We start from the raw sequence: 20571 nt of genomic DNA, 5'->3' as shown, positions 1-20571 counted from the left end.
CGCTCTTTTCCCCGGTCGTTTCCGCCGTTAGTCAACAGCAATCGCACACCCGCCGGAAAATGAATACAAATAGCATTCCGAAACCGGCACCCGCCAGATTTGCTCAATCGCCCGACGATACAAGCGCATCTGCTCCCCGTAACGCCCGAGCAGAAATCGAGCCGCTTCTTCCAGTTGTCCGCCAAAGCGATCCACCACTTCGTCGGTCTTATAATCGAGCATCACATAACCGCGTTCATCCGCAAACACGCAGTCGATCACCCCTTGCACAAGCACGCGGCGGTCGCTCTCCATCCCTAGGCGCCCATAAAGCTCAGCCGCCGGAATTCCCAAACTGAACGGCACTTCGCGGTGCACTTCGCGCGCTTCACGAAGGCGTCGGCCGATATCGGTGGCGAAAAAGGACAAGATCGCTTCGCTGTCCACCGCTTCCGCTTGTTCGGCGGCCAGCAGCTCGTTTTCCACGAGGCGGGCAATCTGGCTGCGGATCGCTCGCTCATCAAGCGGAGCACGCCAATCGAGATGTCGCATCACGACATGAAGCGCCGTCCCTTTTTCAGCGGGCGTTAATGTTTTGACCTGCATGAAGCGCGGACGGGAAAACACCGGCGCCGTCCCTTGGCGCGGCCGCCATTCGTCCGCCTGCTCGCCAAACAGCGCGCGCTGTTCTTTGAGCTCAGATACGGATTGTTTGGCGCGCACCGCTGTTTCTTTTTCGTAAGGATACGTCCACATAAGGCGCCGCTTGGCCTCTCCCTCCCACTCCTCGCCGGCTGGAACGGGAAGTCCCTCCTTTAGAGCCGTCAATAGGTGAAGCTCTGTCTCATCCGCTGTCGCTTCGCTGCCGTGAAGCTCGGCGGCCGGCACGATCACGATGCGCCAGACAGACGGGTGGGAAGCGATCTCCGCAGGCGCCGGTTCTCCCACAAGCTCGCAGCCGGCGCGGTGGCGGATGAGGGCGCGCCCGATCCAGTCCAAATACGAGCGAGCCGATGCCCGCATGTCGTCAGGAAGAAGCCAGCCGTCTTCCGCCATCGCCCCTCTCCACTTTTTCAGCTCCTTGTCCGCGTCAGGAACGGAAGCGATGAAATACAGCTTTTCTTTCGCCCGCGTCAGCGCGACGTATAAAATGCGCATCTCCTCCGCCAGCAGCTCGAGCCGCTTTTTTTGCTGAATGGCCATAAACGGCAACGTCGGGTAGCTGATGCGCAGCCGCGGATGGACATAGCGGGCAGCAAAACCAAGCTCTTTGTCGAGCAAATACGAATGATGCAAATCGCGCGTATAAAACGGCCGCGCGAGCCCGGCCAAAAAGACGACCGGAAACTCGAGCCCTTTGCTGCTGTGGATCGTCATGATCCGCACAACATCTTCCTGCTCGCCGAGCGGCCGGGCGGAGCCGAGATCGTCACCGCGCTCTTGCAGCCGTTCGATGAAGCGAAGAAAGCGAAACAGCCCGCGAAACGACGCCGATTCATACTGGCGAGCGCGATCATACAAGGCGCGCAAGTTGGCTTGACGCTGTTTTCCGCCCGGCAGCGCGCCGACAAAATCGTAATACTGTGTATCGCGGTACAGCTGCCAAATGAGGTCGGCCAATGAACGGCGGCGCGCCATCGTGCGCCAGCTTGCCAGCCGCTCGAGAAAAACCGCCGCCTTCCGCTTCGCTTGTTCCTCCTCATCCGTCTCGGCCGGCTTGTTCCGGAAAGACTGCAGCGCTTCATAAAACGTGCCTTTCGGAGCGGCCAAGCGGATCATCGCCAGCTCGTTTTCATCAAAACGAAACAGCGGCGAACGGAGCACAGCCGCCAGCGGAATATCTTGATCCGGATTATCGATAACCCGTAACAGCGACAGCATGGTGGATACTTCCGTCGCCTGAAAATAGCCGGCAGACAGGTCAGCCGCCGCGGGAATGCCTTGCGCCTGCAACTGCTCGATCATCGGCGACGCATTGGTCATCGAGCGGACAAGAATGACGATATCGCGGTACATCACGCGCCGCGGTGCACCGGTAGAACGGTCGTACACCCAAAACGGCCGGGCAATGAGCTCTTTCACCTTTTTGGCGATCCAGCGCGCTTCCAGCTCGGCGGCCGCCAATTCAGCCGCTTCCTCTTCTTCCTCTTCCTCGGTCCGCTGCCGATTGATGACCACGACTTCCGGGACGGCATCGCTCCCGTCGGGGTAATCGGCGCCGTATTTCAGGCGCGCGGCTTCATCGTAAACGAGCTCCCCAACGGCTTCGCCCATGATTTGTGAAAAAAGAAAATTCGTTCCGTCCAATACTTCCCGGCGGCTGCGGAAGTTGCTCGCTAGATCGATTTTCATGCCCCCGGCTTCTCCGTCCGCCGTAAACCGTTTGTATTTATCCAAAAACAGCAGCGGTTCGGCCAGCCGAAATCGATAAATCGACTGTTTGACATCGCCGACCATAAACAAGTTGCCCGTCCGCTCGCTTCCTTTCTTGACCAATTGCAAAATAGCTTCTTGGACAAGGTTCGTATCCTGATATTCGTCGACAAGCACCTCATCAAACTGAGCTTGGTACTCGAGGGCGGCGGCGGTGGGCTGCCATTCGCCCGTCTCTGGATGGCGGTGCCGCAGAACGCGCAAGCAATAATGCTCCAAATCGGAGAAATCTACGACCCCTTTTTCCCGTTTGGCTTCCTGAAACCTAGCGGCAAAACGGCGAACGAGCGCGGCGATCGTTTCCACGATCGGTTTCATTTCCTGCATGTGGCGGAGCCAAGCGGACGGAGGAAGCGAAAATACATGGTCGCGCAGCGCTTCGATTTTCTTTTTCGCCTGCTCGCGCAACGCCTTCACTTCATCGATCAGGTGCGCTTCGTATCGTTTGCTGCTGCACGACGGCAAGCGTCCGAACGACAAGGATTGCAACGCCTCGTGCAGCTTGTCCCACGGTCCGGCGACCCTCATTTGCAGCCCGGAAACGAGCGCGGCGTCTTCGCGCAACCGTTCCGTGTACGGCTCGGGACCGCCCGGTGCTTCCGCCAGCTCCAGCGCCTTTCGGATCAATCGCAAAGCCGCCGTCAGCTCCATTTCTGCATGCTGAGCGAGATAGCGTGCCGGCGCCAACGTTCTCACGTCCGCTTCAGCATCAACATCATACATCGACGCCAAGCCGGCAAGCCATTCGTCCGGCTCAGGATGAGAGCGAGAAAACTCATAAAGCGAGAAAATCATTTCCTGTAGCTCTGCATCGCTCCGATCGCCCGTATAAGCATCGACGACCGCCAAAAAGCGATCATTGTCCGCCTTTCCGTATTCTTCTTCAAGCAGGTCTTCAAGGACGTCTTCCTTGAGCAGCTCGATCTCCGTTTCATCAGCGATGCGAAACGACGGGTCTAAATCAAGCAAATAGTAATATTTGCGAATGACATCCAAGCAAAATGAATGAAGCGTCGAAATCGAAGCGCGGGGAAGCAGGCTGAGCTGGCGCCGCAAGTGGAGAGAATGCGGGCGTTTCGCCAGCTCCCGTTCGAGCGCTTCGCCGATCCTTGCCTTCATCTCAGCCGCAGCGGCATTGGTAAACGTGACGACAAGCAGGCGGTCGATATCCACCGCTCCTTCTTCCGCCGTCACTTTTTGAATGATCCGTTCGACAAGAACCGCCGTTTTGCCAGAACCGGCCGCCGCGGCAACGAGAAGATCGCGGCCGCCGGCGGTGATCGCCTTCCATTGTTCTTCCGTCCATCGGCTTCCGGCCGGCTTCGGGCGAATCGCCATGTTCATCGCTCGTCCTCTCCTTCCGCTACTTTTTCCAAGACCGCTTCTTTCGTCTGCGGAACTAGTTTTCGATATTCATTGCCCGGAAGCGCCTCGTCAAACTGGCACACCGGCTTGAACGGGCAAAACTCGCACGCCGTTTTCTCTTTTAGCTTATATGGAGCAATCGATACAACGCCATCGGCGATTTGCCCGCCGATCTCGACAAACAAGCGGCGGATATGGCGACGAAGCGCCGTAAAATCCGATTCACTCGCCACCGATGAGCGCGAATGGATCGATCCGCTTTTGGTGATTTGTGCGGGTACGATCAGCGACCATTGCCCGTCTTCAAGCTTGCTGTCCATCAGCCGGATCGCTTCCACGTCCGCGAGCAGCAGCCCGCGCATCCGAAACGGTTCAAGCAACTTTTGCACCAGCTTCACTTCGTCATCGACCCACTGTTTCGCTTGAACGATCGGATTGTGAATATGGAAATAAAGCACTCCCGCCGGAAGCGCCGGCTTTCCGACCAATTGTTCGGCATACGTCAATACAATGTCCAAATACGTGAACATTTGCAGCGCCAGCCCATAGTATACTTCCGCTATATCAAGCGCTTTGGCACTCGATTTGTAATCGATGATGCGAAGCAGCACCCCTTGGCCGCTTTCTGCTTTGTCAATGCGGTCGATCCGCCCGACGAGTTCCATCGTCGTTCCGTCGCGGAGCCGAAAGCGAAGCGGTGGCAAGTCGCCGCCCGGTCCAAACGACAGCTCCATCCCAACCGGAACGAAGCCGCTCGCCCGCGCGTGCTCGCTTAGCACGTACGCCGTGCGGGCGACCACGTTTTGCAGTTTCCGTTTCATATATTGATAGCGAGATGAGCTTGCTAGCACTTGCCGCTGAATGAGCGGGGCAATCCGCTCAACAGCCTCGGCCGACAGCCGCTCGCATTCCAGCTTTGACAATTTGCTCCATTCGACATGCCGTTCACGGAGCTGGTCGGCGATTTGCTTGATGGCAGCGTGAAACAACTGCCCGACATCGGGAGCCTCAAGCCGAAAAACATGGCGCTCTTTCAAACGCAGCCCGTGCGAGGCAAAGTGAGCGTACGGGCATTTTTGAAACTGTTCCATGCGCGAGACGCTCGCTTGAATCTTTGTTCCGTACAGCCGCTCGCTCCACCGTTTTTTCAGCGGCGCCGCTTTGTTCGTATAAAAGAGGGCGGAAACGGCATGCTGCACGTCTTTGCGCCACTCCGGATGGCGGACGAGCGCGTTATACACTCCCCACCACAACGGATCGATGCGATAATTCCGCTTCCACACCCGCAGTTGGCTGACCAAATACGTTTGCGTCGCCCTCCGGACGGTGACGAAGGCTTCCGCCTCCTCCTCCGGAACATCGAACGGGTCATTGCTGCATAACTTCACCGGCGCCAGCGGGAACAAATTCTTCAATTGTTGAATGAGCGGGGACGGCATCAGCGCCTTTCCTTCGCCGTCAGCGAGCGGATAGGCGACGTACAGACGGCGGCGCGGAGCCACGAGCGCCAAGTAGACGAAAAACGGATCATAAAACAGCTGCTCCCGACTTCCGGGGGCTAGCGACACGCCGAGCGCGCGCAATTGTTCGCGCTCGATCTCGGCCATCAGCCCTTCTTCCTTCACTTTGGCCGGAATGACGCCCTCGTTGACGCCAATGACAAACGCGTACTTGATGTCAAACAGCCGCGAACGATCCAGTTGGGCGATAATCACTTGATCGAGCGCCGGCGGAACGAGCGAGAATTCGAGGCGATCGAGCCCGGCTTCAATGATTTTGGCAAACTCGGCGAGCGGAAGAGACTCGGTGCCAAGCATTTCCACATATTGATCGAGCAAGTCAACGACCGCGTTCCACGCTTGTTCGTGCTGACGCGCCTCGATTAAGCGCCCGGCCGCTTCGGCTTCGGCGCTCATTTTCTCGAGTTTTTTTGGAATCTGCAATTCTTCGAGAAAGAGATATAACGCCGTGCAAAGCCCGCGTCCATCCGAAGCCCGGTGCAAGCGGCGGTCAAGCCGGCGAAGCGGGGCGGTCAACACCTCGCGCCACCGGTTCAACTCATCTTCAAACTGCCGCTCTTCGTCAGTCTGCGGCACATTCAACCCGTCAAGCGCTTGATAGCGGCGGTACGTCCAACGTTCGCCGCTCGTCCACTGATCCCCTTTCACTCCATGGGCAAGCACGTAATTTTCCAGCTTGTCCGCCGCCTCGCGCCACCAGGCCGCGTCTTCGTCAGCCGGAAAAAGCAAATCGGTTTTCACCGCCCGAAACACCGCCTCGTAGCGCCAGCGCGTCACGACGGTTTCGAGCGCGGCGCGTACGAGCTCAACGAGCGGATGGTAGTGCATCGGCTCTTTCTCATCCATGAAGGACGGGATGCCAAAGTCAAAAAGTACCGTTTTGACCACATCGCGATATGATTCAAGATCGCGAATGATCAAGGCAATGTCGCGATAGCGCGCTCCCTCATCGCGGACGAGGCGAATGATTTCGCGAGCAACCGCCTCCACTTCCGCCCGCCGGTTGGCTGCTTCGTAAATGCAAACCGCATCGGTCTTTTCCTCATACGGAATCAACGGACGATGGTGAAATTGCCTTTCCAAATGGGCAAGCGCGCTGCTTTCATGCCGGCGGTTTTCCGTAAGCACGACCGGCTCTTCGATCAATACGCCGCTGCTGAGCGCGAGTGCGCGCAGCTGTTGATACGTTTGCGCCGGCAAATAAAACAGATCGAGCGCATCCGGCACGCCATCGTCATATGGCCGGTCAATGGTCAAAGAAACGGTGACGCGTCGGCAATGGCGGAGAAGCTGTTCGATGACCGCGTATTCCTGCGGCGCAAAATGATGGAATCCGTCGATATAAATCTCAGCGTCACGCAAATAAACGGAGTGCGGAATTTGTTCAGCGAGCAAGCGCAAATAATCTTCCGAATCGAGATAATGGCCGCTCAGGCTTCGTTCGAGCTCGCCATAGACGAGCGCGACATCGCTTAGTTTGTCGGCGAGCAGCCGCCGTCCCGGTTGATTCGAATCGGCCGTAAGCGCCTCGGCGTGGCGGCGGAGCTCCCCCGGCGTCAGGCAATATCGTTTGCATTCGGCGATCATGTCGTGCAGCTGCTCAATAAACCCTTGTTTGTCCGCCGCGCGTCCGAACAGTCTAAGCTCCTGCCGGCGCTGTTCAATAATGTTGCGGATCATCATTTGCACGCCAACATCATGCACGTGATAGCGGTTCATGCCGCCGGTTTCTTGCAGCACGCGCCAAGCGAGGCGCGTGAAACTGAACACTTGGGCACGGATCATCCCGTCCGTCCCTTCTGTATGTATTAGGGCGTATTCGCATTGAAACGTCATTTGTTCCGGAACGAGGTAAACGATCGTTCGTCCTTGTGGGCTTTCTTTCAGCATGGTTTGTATTTCGCCCAGACAGGCGGCCGTTTTCCCGCTCCCCGACCGCCCGAGCAAAAACCGAAGCGACATGGCTCTTACCACCATCCGTTTCCTTTATTTTCTTTATTTTAGCACATACGTTCGCTTTTGGAAAGAAAAAAGCGCTGCCTCATCCAGCGTGACATACTCCCGCCAGCTACGCTGACGCTTTTTTGGGCCTTTCTTTTTAAGATGGAACCGAAATTCATCTCCCTTTCACTATTGTTTCGAAGTGGGAGACGTCTTCCGGTGGTCCGTTAAAACTGGAACGCGAACTCGTTCAGCGGCCAATAGCGAAGATCGACTTTGCCGACGATTCGGCTGATTTTCACGAAGCCGAAATGCCGACTGTCCCAACTGCCCAAACGATTATCGCCAAGGACAAACACACAGCCAGGTGGCACCCTCGTTTTTCCTGTCACTTCCTCAAGCGTAAAATCACCGGTCAGCTTGCCTCCGGCTAAGCTTTGCTTATACGGGCGCAAATACGGCTCATCCATCCGTTTCCCATTGACATACAACACATCGTTTTTATACTCAATCCGGTCGCCCGGCAAGCCAATGACGCGCTTGACGTAGTCTTCGTTTCTCGTGGCGTGAAAGACGATCACATCAAACCGATGAATCGGACCGATGTCATAAGACAGCTTGTTGACAACGAGCCAATTGCCGCTCTCTAACGTTGGCATCATCGATTTTCCTTCAACGATATAAGGACTGAACACAAACAAACGGAGCGCAACCGCAAGGCAGACGGCTGTCATCCACAGCCACCGGCGCCCTTGTTTCTCTTTCCGTTCTGTCACTCTCCGTCCCCCTCGCTTTCGCGTTTTTCCGTCAGTGAAAACCTCGCTTCGACCCGCTTTCCGGCATACCAAAGAAGGAAAACGGCTGCGGCGATCATCGCCGTCCGCAGCGGCTGGCGGACGAGCGCCACCAAGTCGTAGCCGATGAAACTGATCGTAAACACCATGATCATCTTTCCGAGAAGCACAGCCAGTATAAACTGCTGCCGACTGATGCGCGACAGCCCGGCGACAATGTTGACAAGCGCCGACGGGGTGAACGGAAAACAATACAGCAAAAACAGCGGCCCGAATCCGTGCCGTTCAATCCAATGCATAAACTGGCGCACCTTCGGATGACGGCGGACAAAATGAAAAAAGCGCTTTTGCCCCACTTTCCGCGTCAGCCAAAAAACGAGGAGCGACCCAAGCGAGGCGCCGAACCAAGAAATGAAAAATCCTTTCCACAACCCAAACGCCGCTGCATTGGCCATGACAAAAACAACCATCGGCAAAATCGGAAAAAATGATTCCAAAAGCGTCGCCGCGATGCCGGGAAGCACGCCGAAGGAGCGATACTGTTCAAGCAAAGCAAGAATGTGATCGAGTGTGAACCATTGTTTGACGGTTTCCATGTCCATGTATCTTTCCCCATTCAAATGCTGTTTATATGTCTATTTTACACCCCTAGGCGCCCAATTTGAACTCACCTTTGCAAAATCACGTCTGTTTTTCCTGCTGCATGCGGAATATGTACTGGAGTTTGCGTTCTCGCGCTTCCATCCGTTCGGATAACTTCGTCCGCAGTTGGGCGGTCCGGTGCAATTGATTGATAAACGACTTGCAGGAAACATCGAGGGAGACACTTTTTCCGTTGCGGAAGTACACGATGGTCTGTTCATATTTGGCAGGTTCGTATCGATAGACGTGCATGTGCGAAAGCCAAACGCAGCGGAAATCTCGTGGAGAAGCGGTTGGAAATACGTAAATTTCATTGGACGGTTCGATGGCGATCGGCGCCTTATGGGTGATGCCGATAATGGCTTTTGTTCCCTCTTTCCTCCCCCGGTAGCTGCTCCCGTAATAATCACAACTCTGTTTGACGATATCGGTCGGCGTTTTTTTCACAATGTACTCGCCATCTTCCTCGATGACTTTCGCATACACGTCGCTGTTCAAAAAGTAGGGGAGAATCGCCATCGTATATCGACTGACGATGAACTGTTCAAGGACAATGAACTCGTTGATCTTCATCGATCCATCTCCTTTCCTGTTCGCTCACTATTTTCTATCATAACACAAGTAGTTATATTTTTCTATATTTTGAAAAAGTTAAGGTTCTTCATTAAAAGTTGTACTGGATTTTTTCATTACACATCTTAACTTATGCATCCACGAAAGAACAGGGAAATCAATCATTTTTTGCATACACCTGTTTAGAGAAGTTCACTGTCTGTCAAGTACACGTTTTGATGACGAACCAAAGTTAATGAAAAAAACCCATGACGCTGGTCATGGGTCGGTTTAGGCGTTCTCAAACGTTTGACCGATTTCTTTCATCGCCAAATATTCATTCGCTTGTTCCAGCGCCGTATGTTCGCCGACAGAGTCGCCCGCGTACGTTTCCTCATTCATTCCCCATTGTTCAAAATGGAGATCGGTGCTGACGCGGAATTCGGCCGGCATTACCTCCGGCAGCTCGCTTTTGTCCTTTTTCATCGCATCGCCTCCTGCCTATATAGCATGCGCCGTCTTTTTCCTTTTATGCGCTGCACTTGCAGCCAAACCAAAAAAATGAGGTTGTCCCGAAGGATCGGGACCCCCTCTTTCGCAGTGATCGGCGCATCGGCTTTGTGTTTCATGCGATATGCGATGCTATCTTGAAGGCAGACAACCGTTTCGGTCCGTTTCGTTCAAGCCTTTGTAAACTGTTCTTCCTCGGTCGATCCTTTCAACGCGACGGTCGACGACTGGCCGCCGGAGATGACTTGGGCGACTTCATCGAAATAGCCGGTGCCGACTTCGCGCTGATGGCGCGTGGCCGTATACCCGTACTTCTCAGCGGCAAACTCGGCTTGCTGCAGCTCAGCGTACGCCGCCATGCCGCGCTCCTTGTAACCGCGCGCCAGTTCGAACATGCTATAGTTGAGGGCATGGAACCCGGCCAAAGTGACGAACTGGAATTTGTATCCCATTTTCCCAAGCTCTTGCTGGAACTTCGCAATCGTTTCATCATCCAGCTTTTTCTTCCAGTTGAATGATGGCGAGCAGTTGTACGCCAACAGCTTGCCCGGGAACTTCTCGTGAATGGCTTCAGCAAACTGCCGTGCTTCCTCCAAGTTCGGTTCGCTCGTTTCGCACCAAATGAGATCCGCATACGGCGCATAGGCCAAACCGCGGGCGATGGCCTGATCGAGACCAGCCCTCGTGCGGTAAAACCCTTCCGGCGTCCGCTCGCCCGTAATAAATTCTTGATCGCGCGGGTCGATGTCGCTTGTGATCAAATCGGCGGCATTGGCATCGGTGCGGGCGATCAGCACCGTCGGAACGCCCATCACATCGGCAGCGAGGCGCGCCGCAATCAAGTTGCGCACCGCCGTTTGCGTCGGCAACAGCACTTTGCCCCCTAAATGCCCGCATTTTTTCTCCGATGACAACTGATCCTCAAAGTGGACGCCAGCCGCTCCCGCCTCAATCATCGCTTTCATGAGCTCAAACACGTTCAGCTGGCCGCCGAACCCAGCCTCGGCATCGGCAACGATCGGCACGAAATAATCGATATCGCCGCTGCCTTCCAAATATTGAATTTGATCCGCGCGCTGCAATGCTTGGTTAATGCGTTTCACAACGTGCGGAACGCTGTTGGACGGATACAAGCTTTGGTCCGGATACATATGCCCGGCGAGGTTGGCATCGGCCGCCACCTGCCAGCCGCTTAAGTAAATGGCTTTCAGCCCCGCTTTCACCTGTTGCACCGCTTGATTGCCGGTCAGCGCGCCGAGCGCATGAACGTAATCTTCCGTATTTAACAGCTGCCATAACTTCTCGGCTCCGCGCCGAGCGAGCGTATACTCAATATCAAGCGAGCCGCGCAACTTAATGACATCTTCCGCGCTGTACGGGCGAACAATTCCTTTCCAGCGCTCCTCATTTTTCCAACTTTCCTCCAATTGACGAACACGTTCAGCAAATGACGCCATTTTCCTTTCCCCCATCTCTTGTTATATTACATTATTTTTATTTACGGTTTTATTATATAACAGTTAAGAAAAAATGCAAGCCCTTTTTTGAAACTTTTCTCAATTAAGAAAATAGACGCATAACGTTCATAAAAACGGCATTTTTTCTGTCCATCATTTTGGTATGATCAATAGTAGAGGAGTGATGATGATGAAAAAATGGTATATGATCGCCGCATCGCTTGTGCTCGTTGGCATCGGTGCCGGCATCTTTTACTTCGCCGTCTACAAGCCGTCTGCTATGCGTCTGCCGGATGGCGTGACGATGGAAACGGCGTGGGGAGCCCCTTATTCCTTTGACGACTTGCCGCCAAAAGTTCGACTCGTCGAATTCATCTATACGAACTGCCCGGATATTTGCCCGAATACGACGATGCAAATGGCCAAACTGCGCGACCGGCTGCAAAAAGCCGGAGTGTTCGGGCGCGATGTGGAATTCGTCACGATCACTATCGACCCGGCGCGCGACACGAAAGAAAAACTGCAAGCATACGCAAATGCATTTGGCGTAACTGGCGATGGGCAAGGATGGGTGTTTTTGCGCGGCAGCGAAGCGGTGACAAAAGCGATGGCAGACGCTTTCCACTTCCAATACCGTGACCCGGGAAACGGCATGATGGTGCATACGTCGCTCGCTTACTTGCTCAATCGCGACGGACGGGTCATCGAACAGATCGACATGGGGGGAGCGTCACGATTTCGTGTTGATGATGTGTACGAAACGATTATGGATGAATTGTCGTGACGGTTTTGTACAGGTGTAAAAAAAAGAGGGCATTGTCTGCCCTTTTTTCATTGAAGAACGCCGAACCTTTCACATCAACATCGAATAGCAACTAAGCACGACAACCGCAGCAAGCACGACAACAATAACATTCGCACCGAGCCAGGCGGCCGCCACCGCCGCCGCAAAACCGATCACCCCAAAAAGAACGTCGTCTTGAATGAAAAAAATATCAGGGATAATCAGCGCGCCAAGTGCAGCATACGGCACATTTTTCAGCACCCCTTGCCAAAACGGCGGCAGCTCGACGCGCCCAAGCAGCACGAACGGCAACATGCGCGGCAAATACGTGACGATCCCCATGCCGAGAATCATCCAAACGATCGCGTTATTCATCCTCATTCTCCCCCTTCTTCGCCAGCCACTCGACGACGACTGCGGAAAGAAGCGTCGCCAGCACGATCGACCAGCCTTTAGACAGATGAAAGACAAGCGTGCCGAGCGAGTTGAACACGGCCGCTAACCCTGCGAGCCATACCGTTTTCCGCTCCTTTTTCAGCGCTGGAACAAGCAAGCCGATAAACATGGCGTACAAAGCGACCGACATGCTCTCTTGTAAGCTTTCCGGCAAACTCGCCCCGACAGCATAACCGATGCCGGAGTTGACGACCCAGCTACCGTACGCCATCATGATCAATCCAAACATATACGAAGCGCTGACCGTCCCCTCTTTCATGGCCGCAACGGAAAACGTTTCATCGGTGATGCCAAACGCATACAGCGCCTTTTTCCAAAGCGCATCCGCCTCCGCTTTTTCGTTGAGCGAAGCGGACATTAAAAAATGGCGAATGTTTAAAACAAATGTTGTTAAAATGATTTCAAATATGCCGGTACCGACGGAAAGCAAGCTGAGGGCAATATATTGCGAGGCGCCGGCAAAAACGACGACGCTCATCAGCACCGTTTCTGCGAGCGTCAGCCCGGTCGTCTTAGCGAGCAGGCCAAATGTCAGCGCGATCGGCATATAGCCGATGGCGATCGCCACCCCCGCCTGCACCCCTTGGCGAAACGGCGCCATTTTCCTAGCCGTCCATGTCGTTTCCATCCATCCATTCCCCCGTTTCGCTAGTTTCATATGTTTATTGTCTAAAAATCGCTGTCATTTCGCAACCCGAACATAGGTCAATTCTTTTATCCTCTTAACTAGAAGGCCGGTGAAAAACCGCTGTCGCACCCCGATCGGCGGCATTTTCATTCAGAAAAGAAATCGGATTCTACAAAGTTTCTCTAATTGGGGAATTGATGGGATCCGTAACATTTTACACTAAATCACCAGCCTCCTAGATGGCTGGTGAAAAACGGTTGTTTCTCTTGAGCAATGGGGGAACGTTTGAAAGACGATCCTAATGCGACAGGGCTTTTCTATTTGAGAAACGGGCTTGATAAACGGCTTGTCCCTTAAATCGCCAGCCCCCTAGGAAACTCCCGCTTTGGCACAAAGCGGGAGTAGGGGAGAAACTCCATCTATGATATAATCGAATTGGTTCATTATGTGCGCAATTGAAAAGGAGTGGGCTATTGTGTCAGTAAAACCGTACGTATTGACCGAACGCGGCGTTCTCCGCTATGAGCAGGTGACGTATCCGATGGAAGAGCGCGGCTTGCAGTTCGGCGACGGCGTCTACGAAGTCGTGCGCCTATACAATGGAACGTACATCTGGTTAGAAGAACATCTCGATCGTCTGTATCGTTCGGCGGCCGCTATTCGCCTGTCCGTCCCGTTCGCTCCCGAAGAGCTGGCCGCGCGGCTCGAGGAGCTCCGCCGCTTGAACGATGTGCACGAAGATGCCATTTTATATTTGCAAGTGACGCGCGGAAGCTTTCCCCGCGCCCATGCTTTTCCGGCGGAAAACCGCCCGAACTTGTATGCCTACATCGAGCCGATGGCGCGGAAAAGAAACGAAATGACGCGTGGCGTGCGCGTCATTGTGACCAAGGATGTCCGCTGGGAGTATTGCTATATTAAAAGCTTGAACTTGTTGCCAAACGTGCTGGCCAAGCAAGAAGCGGTCGAGCGCGGGGCATTCGAAGCGATTCTCCACCGCGATGGCATCGTCACGGAAGGAAGTTCGTCGAACATTTTTCTCGTCAAAGCTGGGACGGTATATACCCATCCTGCCACCGAGCGGATTTTAAACGGCATCGTCCGCACGAAAGTGAAGCAGTTTTGCGGAGAGCTTGGCATCCCGTTCATGGAAGAAGCGTTTTCGGTCCACGACCTCGCCCAAGCCGATGAGCTGTTTTTAACGAGCACCACCTCGTCCATTATTCCGATCATCCAAGTGGACGACACGACGATCGGCAGCGGCCAGCCGGGAGCCGTCACCCAATCGTTGCAAGCCGCCTACCAAACGGCAACGCAGCCGGCCGCGCGCAACGCCTAGTGGGCCCACCAATGAAAAGCGAGGTGTCCCGCTCCTCTCGTTCGGGGCACCTCGCCTCGTCTATTGGCTGAGGACCGCGCGATCGCTCGCAAATTGACTGCCGCGAATGCGTTGAAATTCAGCAAGCAGCCGTTCGACGGTCAGCTCCTCCTTTTCCTTTCCTTCGGCGGCAAAGATGATTTGTCCGCCATCCATCATAATGAGCCGGTTGCCAAGGCGAATCGCCTGCTCCATATTATGCGTCACCATCAGCGTCGTCAAACGGTGTTTGGCGACGATTTCCTTCGTCAATTCAGTAACGAGCTCAGCGCGCGCCGGGTCGAGAGCAGCCGTATGTTCATCAAGAAGAAGCACATCAGGCTTGGTAAACGTCGCCATCAATAACGAGAGCGCCTGCCGCTCGCCGCCGGAAAGCAGTCCTACTTTCGCTGTCAGCCGGTCCTCTAGCCCTAAATGAAGCGTTCGCAGCGTCTCGCGAAACCACTCGCGCTTTTCCTTAGTCACCCCGAACCGGAGCGTGCGCCGCTTCGTCCGGTTGTAAGCGAGCGCAAGATTTTCCTCAATCGTCATATGCGGGGCGGTGCCGGCCATCGGGTCTTGGAAAACGCGACCGATATAACGGGCGCGCGCATGTTCCTTAAGCGATGTCACATTGCGGCCATTGATCCACACTTCCCCCGTGTCGGGAGACAGCCGTCCGGAAATGATGTTCATCAGCGTCGATTTCCCGGCGCCGTTGCTGCCGATGACCGTGACGAAATCGCCGGGGGAAAGCGTCAAGTCGATGCCGCCTAAAGCGATTTTTTCATCGGCCGTTCCTTCGTTAAACACTTTTGTAATTCGTTTCAGCTCCAGCAACAGCCTCCCCCCTCTCCAGCTGCTCGGCTTTTCGTCTTTTTCTCCGCTTTTCTTTTTGGGCCGCCCAGAGGTTGGGCACGATGAGGGCCGCCATGACAATGAGAGCGGTAATCAGCTTCACATCGCTCGTCTCCAAAAACTCGACCCGCAAAGCGAGCGCCAAAATCAGGCGATAGACGATGGCCCCGCCGATCACTGCCCACGTCGCCCGAACAACGGAGTGAGCGCCAAACAGCGCCTCGCCGATAATGACGGAAGCTAACCCGATGACAATCATGCCAATTCCCATGCCGATGTCACTAAATCCTCCGTACTGGGCGACGAGCGCCCCGGAAAAAGCGACAAGCGCATTCGACAGCCCAAGCCCGAAGATGATGAGGCCGTCCGTATTGGCGGAAAAGCTCGCCACCATCGGCTGATTGTCCCCCGTGGCCCGCATGGCAATGCCCAACTCCGTTTTCAACAGCCAGTCCACCATTCCTTTTACCACGACCGCCACCGCCGCCATCGCTGCGAGCACCGCCCACGTTCGCGGCGCGAATCCTGTGAAGGAAACGGCTCGGTTGAGCACATCATCCCATCCGGCCTGCTGCCAAGCGGCTGTAATTTGCTTGATGACCGTCTCCTCTTGAAGGAGCGGAATATTTGATTTTCCCATGATGCGCAAATTGATCGAATATAACGCGATCATCATTAAAATGCCTGACAAGAGCGGATTGATCTTCCCTTTTGTATGCAAAAGTCCTGTCACGACTCCGGCGGCAAATCCGGCCAATAGCGCCGCGGCCGAAGCGGCAAACGGATTCGCTCCGTTGACGATCATCACGGCGGCGACCGATGCGCCGGTGACAAAGCTGCCGTCAACCGTCAAATCGGGAAAGTCCAACACGCGAAACGACAAATAGACGCCAAGCGCCATCACAGCGTAAATCAAGCCGGCCTCCACCGAACTGAACATGGCCGTCCACACACCATTCACCCGCCTTTTGACGGCAATCCCCCTTCGTCGAAGGGGGAAGCCGCTCGTTTATTCAATGTATTCCGCGATCGAATCCCATTCCGGATTGAGTTTAATCCCCATTTCTTGGGCCGCTTTTTTGTTGATGACCAGCTTCAGCTTTTTCGGATACTGCACTGGAAGCTCGGACGGCTTTTTGCCGTCTTGCAAAATTTGCGCCGCCATTTCCCCGGCTTCATATCCGATGTCGTAATAGTCAAAGCCATAGGCGGCAAACCCACCGCGTTTGACAGAATCAAGCTCGCCGACGAACAGCGGGATGTCGTGTTCATTGGCGACTTGAATGACCGATTCGAGCGCCGACACAACCGTGTTATCCGTAATGATGTAAAAACAGTCGACCTTGCCGACCAGCGATTCAGCCGCCTGCTTCACTTCCGCGGACGTGGATACCGATGCGGGCACGATCTGCAAATCTGTCCCTTCCATCGCCTTTTTAACTTGCTCGACTTGGGCGACCGAATTTTGTTCGCCGGCATTGTACACCATGCCGACACGATGGCCTTGCACATACTTGTCAATAAACTGCACCGTTTTCGGAATCGCGTCAGGGTGGGTATCCGTCGTTCCTGTGACATTGCCGCCCGGCTGTTCCATCGATTGCACGAGCTGGGCGCCAACCGGATCGGTTACCGATGTAAAGACGATGGGAATGTCTTTCGTCGCATTGAGCGCAGCCTGCGCGCTTGGGGTTGAGTTGGCAAAGATCAAATCCACGCCATCGGAGACAAAATTGTTGGCGATCGTTTGGTTGGTGCTTTGATCGCCTTGGGCGATTTGCACGTCATAATCGACGGACAATCCTTTGTCCTGCAACGCCTGTTGGAATCCTTTGCGCGCCGCATCGAGCGACGGATGCTCCACGATTTGCGTCACGCCGATTTTGTACGTTTTTTCCTTCTGTCCTCCGCCCCCCCTGTTTCCTTGGCCGCTCCCTGTTTCCTTTGCTCCGCCGCAGCCGCCGAGCAGGAACAAGCCGGCCGCACAGACGATGGCGAACCGCCGAATACGCTTGCCCATATGATCTATCCCCCTATGTAAAATAATTCGAAACTATCTTATGTTTAAAATTATAAAAAATAATAAAATTATTTTCAATATACTATTGTCAGAAAAGAAAAAAGAGAGGCCCAGACGCGCAAGCCCCTTCTTTGCCGCGTCACGGACCTCCCGGCGCTTTCTGTTTCAGCCGTCAAGCGCGAGAAGCGACGAATTGCTCTTTCAATACCCTGCGCAAAATTTTTCCGGTTGTGTTTTTCGGCAGTTCATCCAAAAACTCAATGGCAGTCGGCACCTTATATTTCGCCAGCCGTTCGCGACAATAGGCGATCAATCGCTCGGCGGTCAACTCCGGATTTTTCGTCACTACAAACGCCCTTACCGCCTCGCCGTAATCCGGGTCGGGAACGCCGATCACCGCCGCTTCAACCACATCTGGATGGCTGTACAGCACTTCCTCGACTTCACGCGGGTACACGTTATAGCCGCCGACAATGATCATCTCTTTTTTCCGGTCTACGATGTAAAAGTAGCCATCCTCGTCCATACGCGCCAAATCACCGGTGTGCAACCAACCGTCGCGCAAGGCGATGGCCGTTTCCTCCGGCATTTTATAATACCCCTTCATGACGTTCGGGCCGCGGACGACAAGTTCGCCCACTTCACCGACCGGCACTTCCTCACCGTATTCGTTCACCACTTTGTTGATCACGTTCTTAATGTTCGTCCCAATTGACCCCGGTTTGCGCGGCCGGTCGAGCGGGTTAAAGCAAGTGACCGGCGACGCTTCGGACAGCCCATACCCTTCGGAAATGATCACATTGAATTTTTCTTCGAAGTTTTTCAGCAACGCAACCGGCATGGAAGCGCCTCCTGAAATGCAAAGACGAAGCGTCCGCAGATCGTCGGCACTCCCCTCCTCATACTGGTAAAGGAAGTTATACATCGTCGGCACGCCGGCGAAAATCGTCGCCCGCTCTTCGCGAGCAAGCGCAAACAATTGCGCCGGGCTGAACTTCGGCATGATGAGCACCGTTCCCCCGTTCATCAGCGGAGCATTGAGAGCGACGGTCAGACAAAACACATGGAACATCGGCAAAGCGGCAATGACGCGATCGTGCTCATTGATGCCTAAATAATCGGCTATATCTTGGGCGTTGCTGTATAAGTTTTTATGGGTGAGCATCGCCCCTTTCGGTTTTCCTGTCGTTCCCGACGTATACAAAATGACGGCTACTTCGTCATCGGCAAGCTCAGGGCCGGTGAATTCCGGGCTGCCGGCAGCCAACACGGCGGCAAACGTTTTCATCTCTTCGGTCAACGGAACTGCTTTTTCCTTTCCTTGCGGCGTTTCACAAACGATCGCATGGGAAAGCAGCGGCAGCCGCCGCTTTGCCTCGGCGAACAGCGGCGCGAGCAAATCAAGGCCGATGACGGCTTTTACATCGCCGTTTTGCAAAATATAGCCGATTTCCTCCGGCGTGTAAATCGGGTTAATCGGGATGACGGTCGCGCCGAGTCTTAGCGCCCCGTACAAGCCGATGACAAACTGCGGCGAGTTGCCAAGCAGCAGGGCAACGTGATCGCCGCGGCGGATGCCAAGCTGTGCCAACCCATCGGCGAATTGTGAAACAGCGGCGTTGAGCTGCCGATAGGTGCAGCGCTCCCCTAAAAACACATACGCTTCCTTGTCCGGCAATTGCTTTGCGATTTGCGCCAATCGTGCAGGTAAGTTCATGCGAAGCTCCTCCCCCAAAATGAATGAATGACCATTCATTTTATAAGTAAAAAAATTCGAACTATACCTATTATAAAAAAAAGAGCAGCAAAGGACAAGAGAAAGCGTTTCCTTTGCTGCTTCTCTAAAAGGCCGGTGATTGAAGGGAGCAAGCCGCTTATCAAACCTGTTTCGCAAATAGATAAACCTTGTCGCATCAGGAGCGCCTTGCAAACGTTCCCCCATGGTTCAAGAGAACCAACCGTTTTCACCAGCCTCCCTCTATAAATATTGATGTATCAAGGCTTTGCGGCCTCTCAGGGGTGTCAAAAAAATATTTTTCGACAAAATCCATTACATCCTCCTAAAACCGGCTCGGCTACGGCGCCCATACGAGCCCGGTGCGAGCTAGGCGAATGACGCCACCAAATAAGCGGGCAGCCTCTTCGACAAGCTGCTCATGACGGCCAACGTGCGGCAAATGCGTCAGCCACAATTCGCCGACTTCTGCCCCTTTGGCGATAGCCGCCGCCTCCTCGCTCGTCATGTGTCCGGCCGCTGCCGCATGTTGCCCAGCGTAAAAGTTGCATTCGCTGATCAGTAAATCGGCGCCTTGCGCAAACGGCACAAACTCCGGCAAATAGCTGGAATCGGCGGTATACACAACGTCCTTGCCGCCGGCGCTAATCCGCATCGCGTAGCACGGCACCGGATGGGCGGTTTTGAGAAACGACAGCGCAAACGGCCCCACCGTTACCGTTTCTTGCGGATCATACGCCACGCCTTCGGTGATGCCGCTGTGGGTCAAGCGGGCAAACGCCTCCTCGTCTTCCGCATGGCCATAGATCGGCAACACGGGCAAATCGGCGCCCAAATTTCGATGAATGAGGCGCGCGTATTGAAGCGGTCCAATATCGGCCACATGATCGTAATGATAATGGGAAAGGACAACCGCGTCCAACTGCCGGACATCGACCTCGTTTTGCAGTTTGGCAAGCGCTCCGCTTCCGCAGTCAACAAGAAGGTGAAACCCATCATGTTCGAATAAATACGCTGATGTCGCTTCATTGGCAGCGGGAAATCCTCCCCAATAACCGATGACCGTCACTTTCATCGCCGTTCTCTCCTTTCTTTCGTTTTATTTCCATCATACACAACGAAGCTTATTTTTTCATCTTTCACATTTTGTTTTAAAACACCTATTGACATTTTGGTTTGTGTTATAATACAATAAAACCAACAAGACAACGGAGGGGATCGGAATGTTGGCTAAAGTGTTGGAATTTTTCAGAAACTTACCGCCGAAAAAATGTCTGCACTGCGGAAAAGAGATGGATGAGCAACATGAATGCTACGGCAACACGTGCTCGGACTGCCTTGGCGCCGCTTACCGCCAATAGGTGAGCGGACGCATCCCTTGCGTCACACATTGTGCCGGCTGCCCCGCCGGCAAGCGGCTGTTCCCCGATGCAGCCTATCTTTTGCACACGCCTCCATCATAATAGAGGCGTCTTTTTTTTTGCATGATATCCCCCAACATGATGAGCATAAAAATCTCCTGCATCCGATAAAGAATAGG

At 54.3% G+C, this 20571-nt stretch carries 17 protein-coding genes; 3 read left to right on the top strand and 14 right to left on the bottom strand.

Annotated features, from left to right (window positions below; translation table 11 throughout):
- Positions 1-27: 27 nt before the first annotated feature.
- The 7 genes from addA to aceA all read right to left on the bottom strand — a co-directional run bounded on the left by addA (position 28) and on the right by aceA (position 11193).
- A complete protein-coding gene (gene addA / locus GC56T2_RS03420) occupies positions 28-3756 on the bottom strand; it encodes a helicase-exonuclease AddAB subunit AddA (RefSeq protein WP_144973058.1) in 3729 nt (1242 codons plus the stop codon).
- Positions 3753-7259, bottom strand: a complete 3507-nt coding sequence (gene addB / locus GC56T2_RS03415) for a helicase-exonuclease AddAB subunit AddB (RefSeq protein ID WP_305040696.1) — start codon at positions 7257-7259, stop codon at positions 3753-3755. Before addB ends, addA begins: the two co-directional genes overlap by 4 nt.
- 206 nt (positions 7260-7465) lie before the next feature.
- Positions 7466-8014 carry a signal peptidase I gene (lepB, locus tag GC56T2_RS03410; RefSeq protein WP_144973054.1) on the bottom strand — a complete coding sequence of 183 codons (549 nt, stop codon included), beginning with the start codon at positions 8012-8014 and terminating at the stop codon, positions 7466-7468.
- Positions 8011-8634: a TVP38/TMEM64 family protein gene (locus tag GC56T2_RS03405; protein WP_144973052.1), complete on the bottom strand. Its 624-nt coding sequence runs from the start codon at positions 8632-8634 to the stop codon at positions 8011-8013. Before GC56T2_RS03405 ends, lepB begins: the two co-directional genes overlap by 4 nt.
- Positions 8635-8713: 79 nt before the next feature.
- Positions 8714-9247: a competence protein ComK gene (locus tag GC56T2_RS03400; RefSeq protein ID WP_033019659.1), complete on the bottom strand. Its 534-nt coding sequence runs from the start codon at positions 9245-9247 to the stop codon at positions 8714-8716.
- 270 nt (positions 9248-9517) lie between these two features.
- The gene (locus GC56T2_RS03395) at positions 9518-9712 is read right to left on the bottom strand and encodes a hypothetical protein (protein ID WP_033019657.1); all 195 of its coding nucleotides are present in this window, start codon (positions 9710-9712) and stop codon (positions 9518-9520) included.
- Between the two features lie 194 nt (positions 9713-9906).
- Positions 9907-11193, bottom strand: a complete 1287-nt coding sequence (gene aceA, locus GC56T2_RS03390) for an isocitrate lyase (protein ID WP_144973050.1) — start codon at positions 11191-11193, stop codon at positions 9907-9909.
- A 190-nt stretch (positions 11194-11383) separates the two neighbouring features.
- Here aceA and GC56T2_RS03385 point away from each other — a divergent pair, with 190 nt between their 5' ends.
- Complete coding sequence (locus tag GC56T2_RS03385; protein ID WP_144973048.1) at positions 11384-11977, top strand: SCO family protein; 594 nt, start codon at positions 11384-11386, stop codon at positions 11975-11977.
- Between the two features lie 69 nt (positions 11978-12046).
- Here the strand turns inward: GC56T2_RS03385 and GC56T2_RS03380 are convergent, their stop codons facing one another.
- Together GC56T2_RS03380 and GC56T2_RS03375 are read right to left on the bottom strand one after the other, a co-directional pair.
- Positions 12047-12352 carry an AzlD domain-containing protein gene (locus tag GC56T2_RS03380; protein ID WP_144973046.1) on the bottom strand — a complete coding sequence of 102 codons (306 nt, stop codon included), beginning with the start codon at positions 12350-12352 and terminating at the stop codon, positions 12047-12049.
- On the bottom strand, positions 12345-13061 hold the full coding sequence (locus GC56T2_RS03375; RefSeq protein WP_144973044.1) for an AzlC family ABC transporter permease: 717 nt from the start codon (positions 13059-13061) through the stop codon (positions 12345-12347). Before GC56T2_RS03375 ends, GC56T2_RS03380 begins: the two co-directional genes overlap by 8 nt.
- 475 nt (positions 13062-13536) lie before the next feature.
- Between GC56T2_RS03375 and dat the strand changes: the two genes are divergently transcribed.
- Positions 13537-14400, top strand: coding sequence for a D-amino-acid transaminase (gene dat / locus GC56T2_RS03370; RefSeq protein WP_033019648.1), 864 nt, complete (start codon positions 13537-13539; stop codon positions 14398-14400).
- Positions 14401-14460: 60 nt separating this feature from the next.
- Here dat and GC56T2_RS03365 read toward each other — a convergent pair whose 3' ends face one another.
- From GC56T2_RS03365 to GC56T2_RS03345, 5 genes are all read right to left on the bottom strand, one after another.
- Positions 14461-15258 carry an ABC transporter ATP-binding protein gene (locus GC56T2_RS03365; protein ID WP_144973042.1) on the bottom strand — a complete coding sequence of 266 codons (798 nt, stop codon included), beginning with the start codon at positions 15256-15258 and terminating at the stop codon, positions 14461-14463.
- Positions 15224-16216: an ABC transporter permease gene (locus tag GC56T2_RS03360; RefSeq protein ID WP_144977010.1), complete on the bottom strand. Its 993-nt coding sequence runs from the start codon at positions 16214-16216 to the stop codon at positions 15224-15226. The genes GC56T2_RS03365 and GC56T2_RS03360 overlap by 35 nt, the downstream gene beginning before the upstream one ends.
- A gap of 69 nt (positions 16217-16285) precedes the next feature.
- Entirely contained in the window at positions 16286-17296 is a 1011-nt protein-coding gene (locus GC56T2_RS03355; protein WP_144973041.1) for an ABC transporter substrate-binding protein, read from the bottom strand.
- A gap of 172 nt (positions 17297-17468) precedes the next feature.
- Positions 17469-19013 (bottom strand): fatty acid--CoA ligase family protein, encoded by a 1545-nt coding sequence (locus GC56T2_RS03350; protein WP_144973039.1) that lies wholly within the window; start codon positions 19011-19013, stop codon positions 17469-17471.
- 358 nt (positions 19014-19371) lie between these two features.
- Positions 19372-20106, bottom strand: coding sequence for an MBL fold metallo-hydrolase (locus GC56T2_RS03345; RefSeq protein WP_033019644.1), 735 nt, complete (start codon positions 20104-20106; stop codon positions 19372-19374).
- 148 nt (positions 20107-20254) lie between these two features.
- On the opposite strand from GC56T2_RS03345, the gene yhfH reads away from it, so the two are divergent.
- The gene (yhfH, locus tag GC56T2_RS03340) at positions 20255-20392 is read left to right on the top strand and encodes a protein YhfH (protein WP_082799297.1); all 138 of its coding nucleotides are present in this window, start codon (positions 20255-20257) and stop codon (positions 20390-20392) included.
- The last annotated feature ends 179 nt before the right edge of the window (positions 20393-20571 follow it).

It is taken from the genome of Geobacillus sp. C56-T2 (genome assembly GCF_007829715.1).
Classification (GTDB): domain Bacteria; phylum Bacillota; class Bacilli; order Bacillales; family Anoxybacillaceae; genus Geobacillus; species Geobacillus icigianus.
Note: the sequence above shows the minus strand (reverse complement) of the source record. Positions and strands in the feature narration are given on the sequence as shown.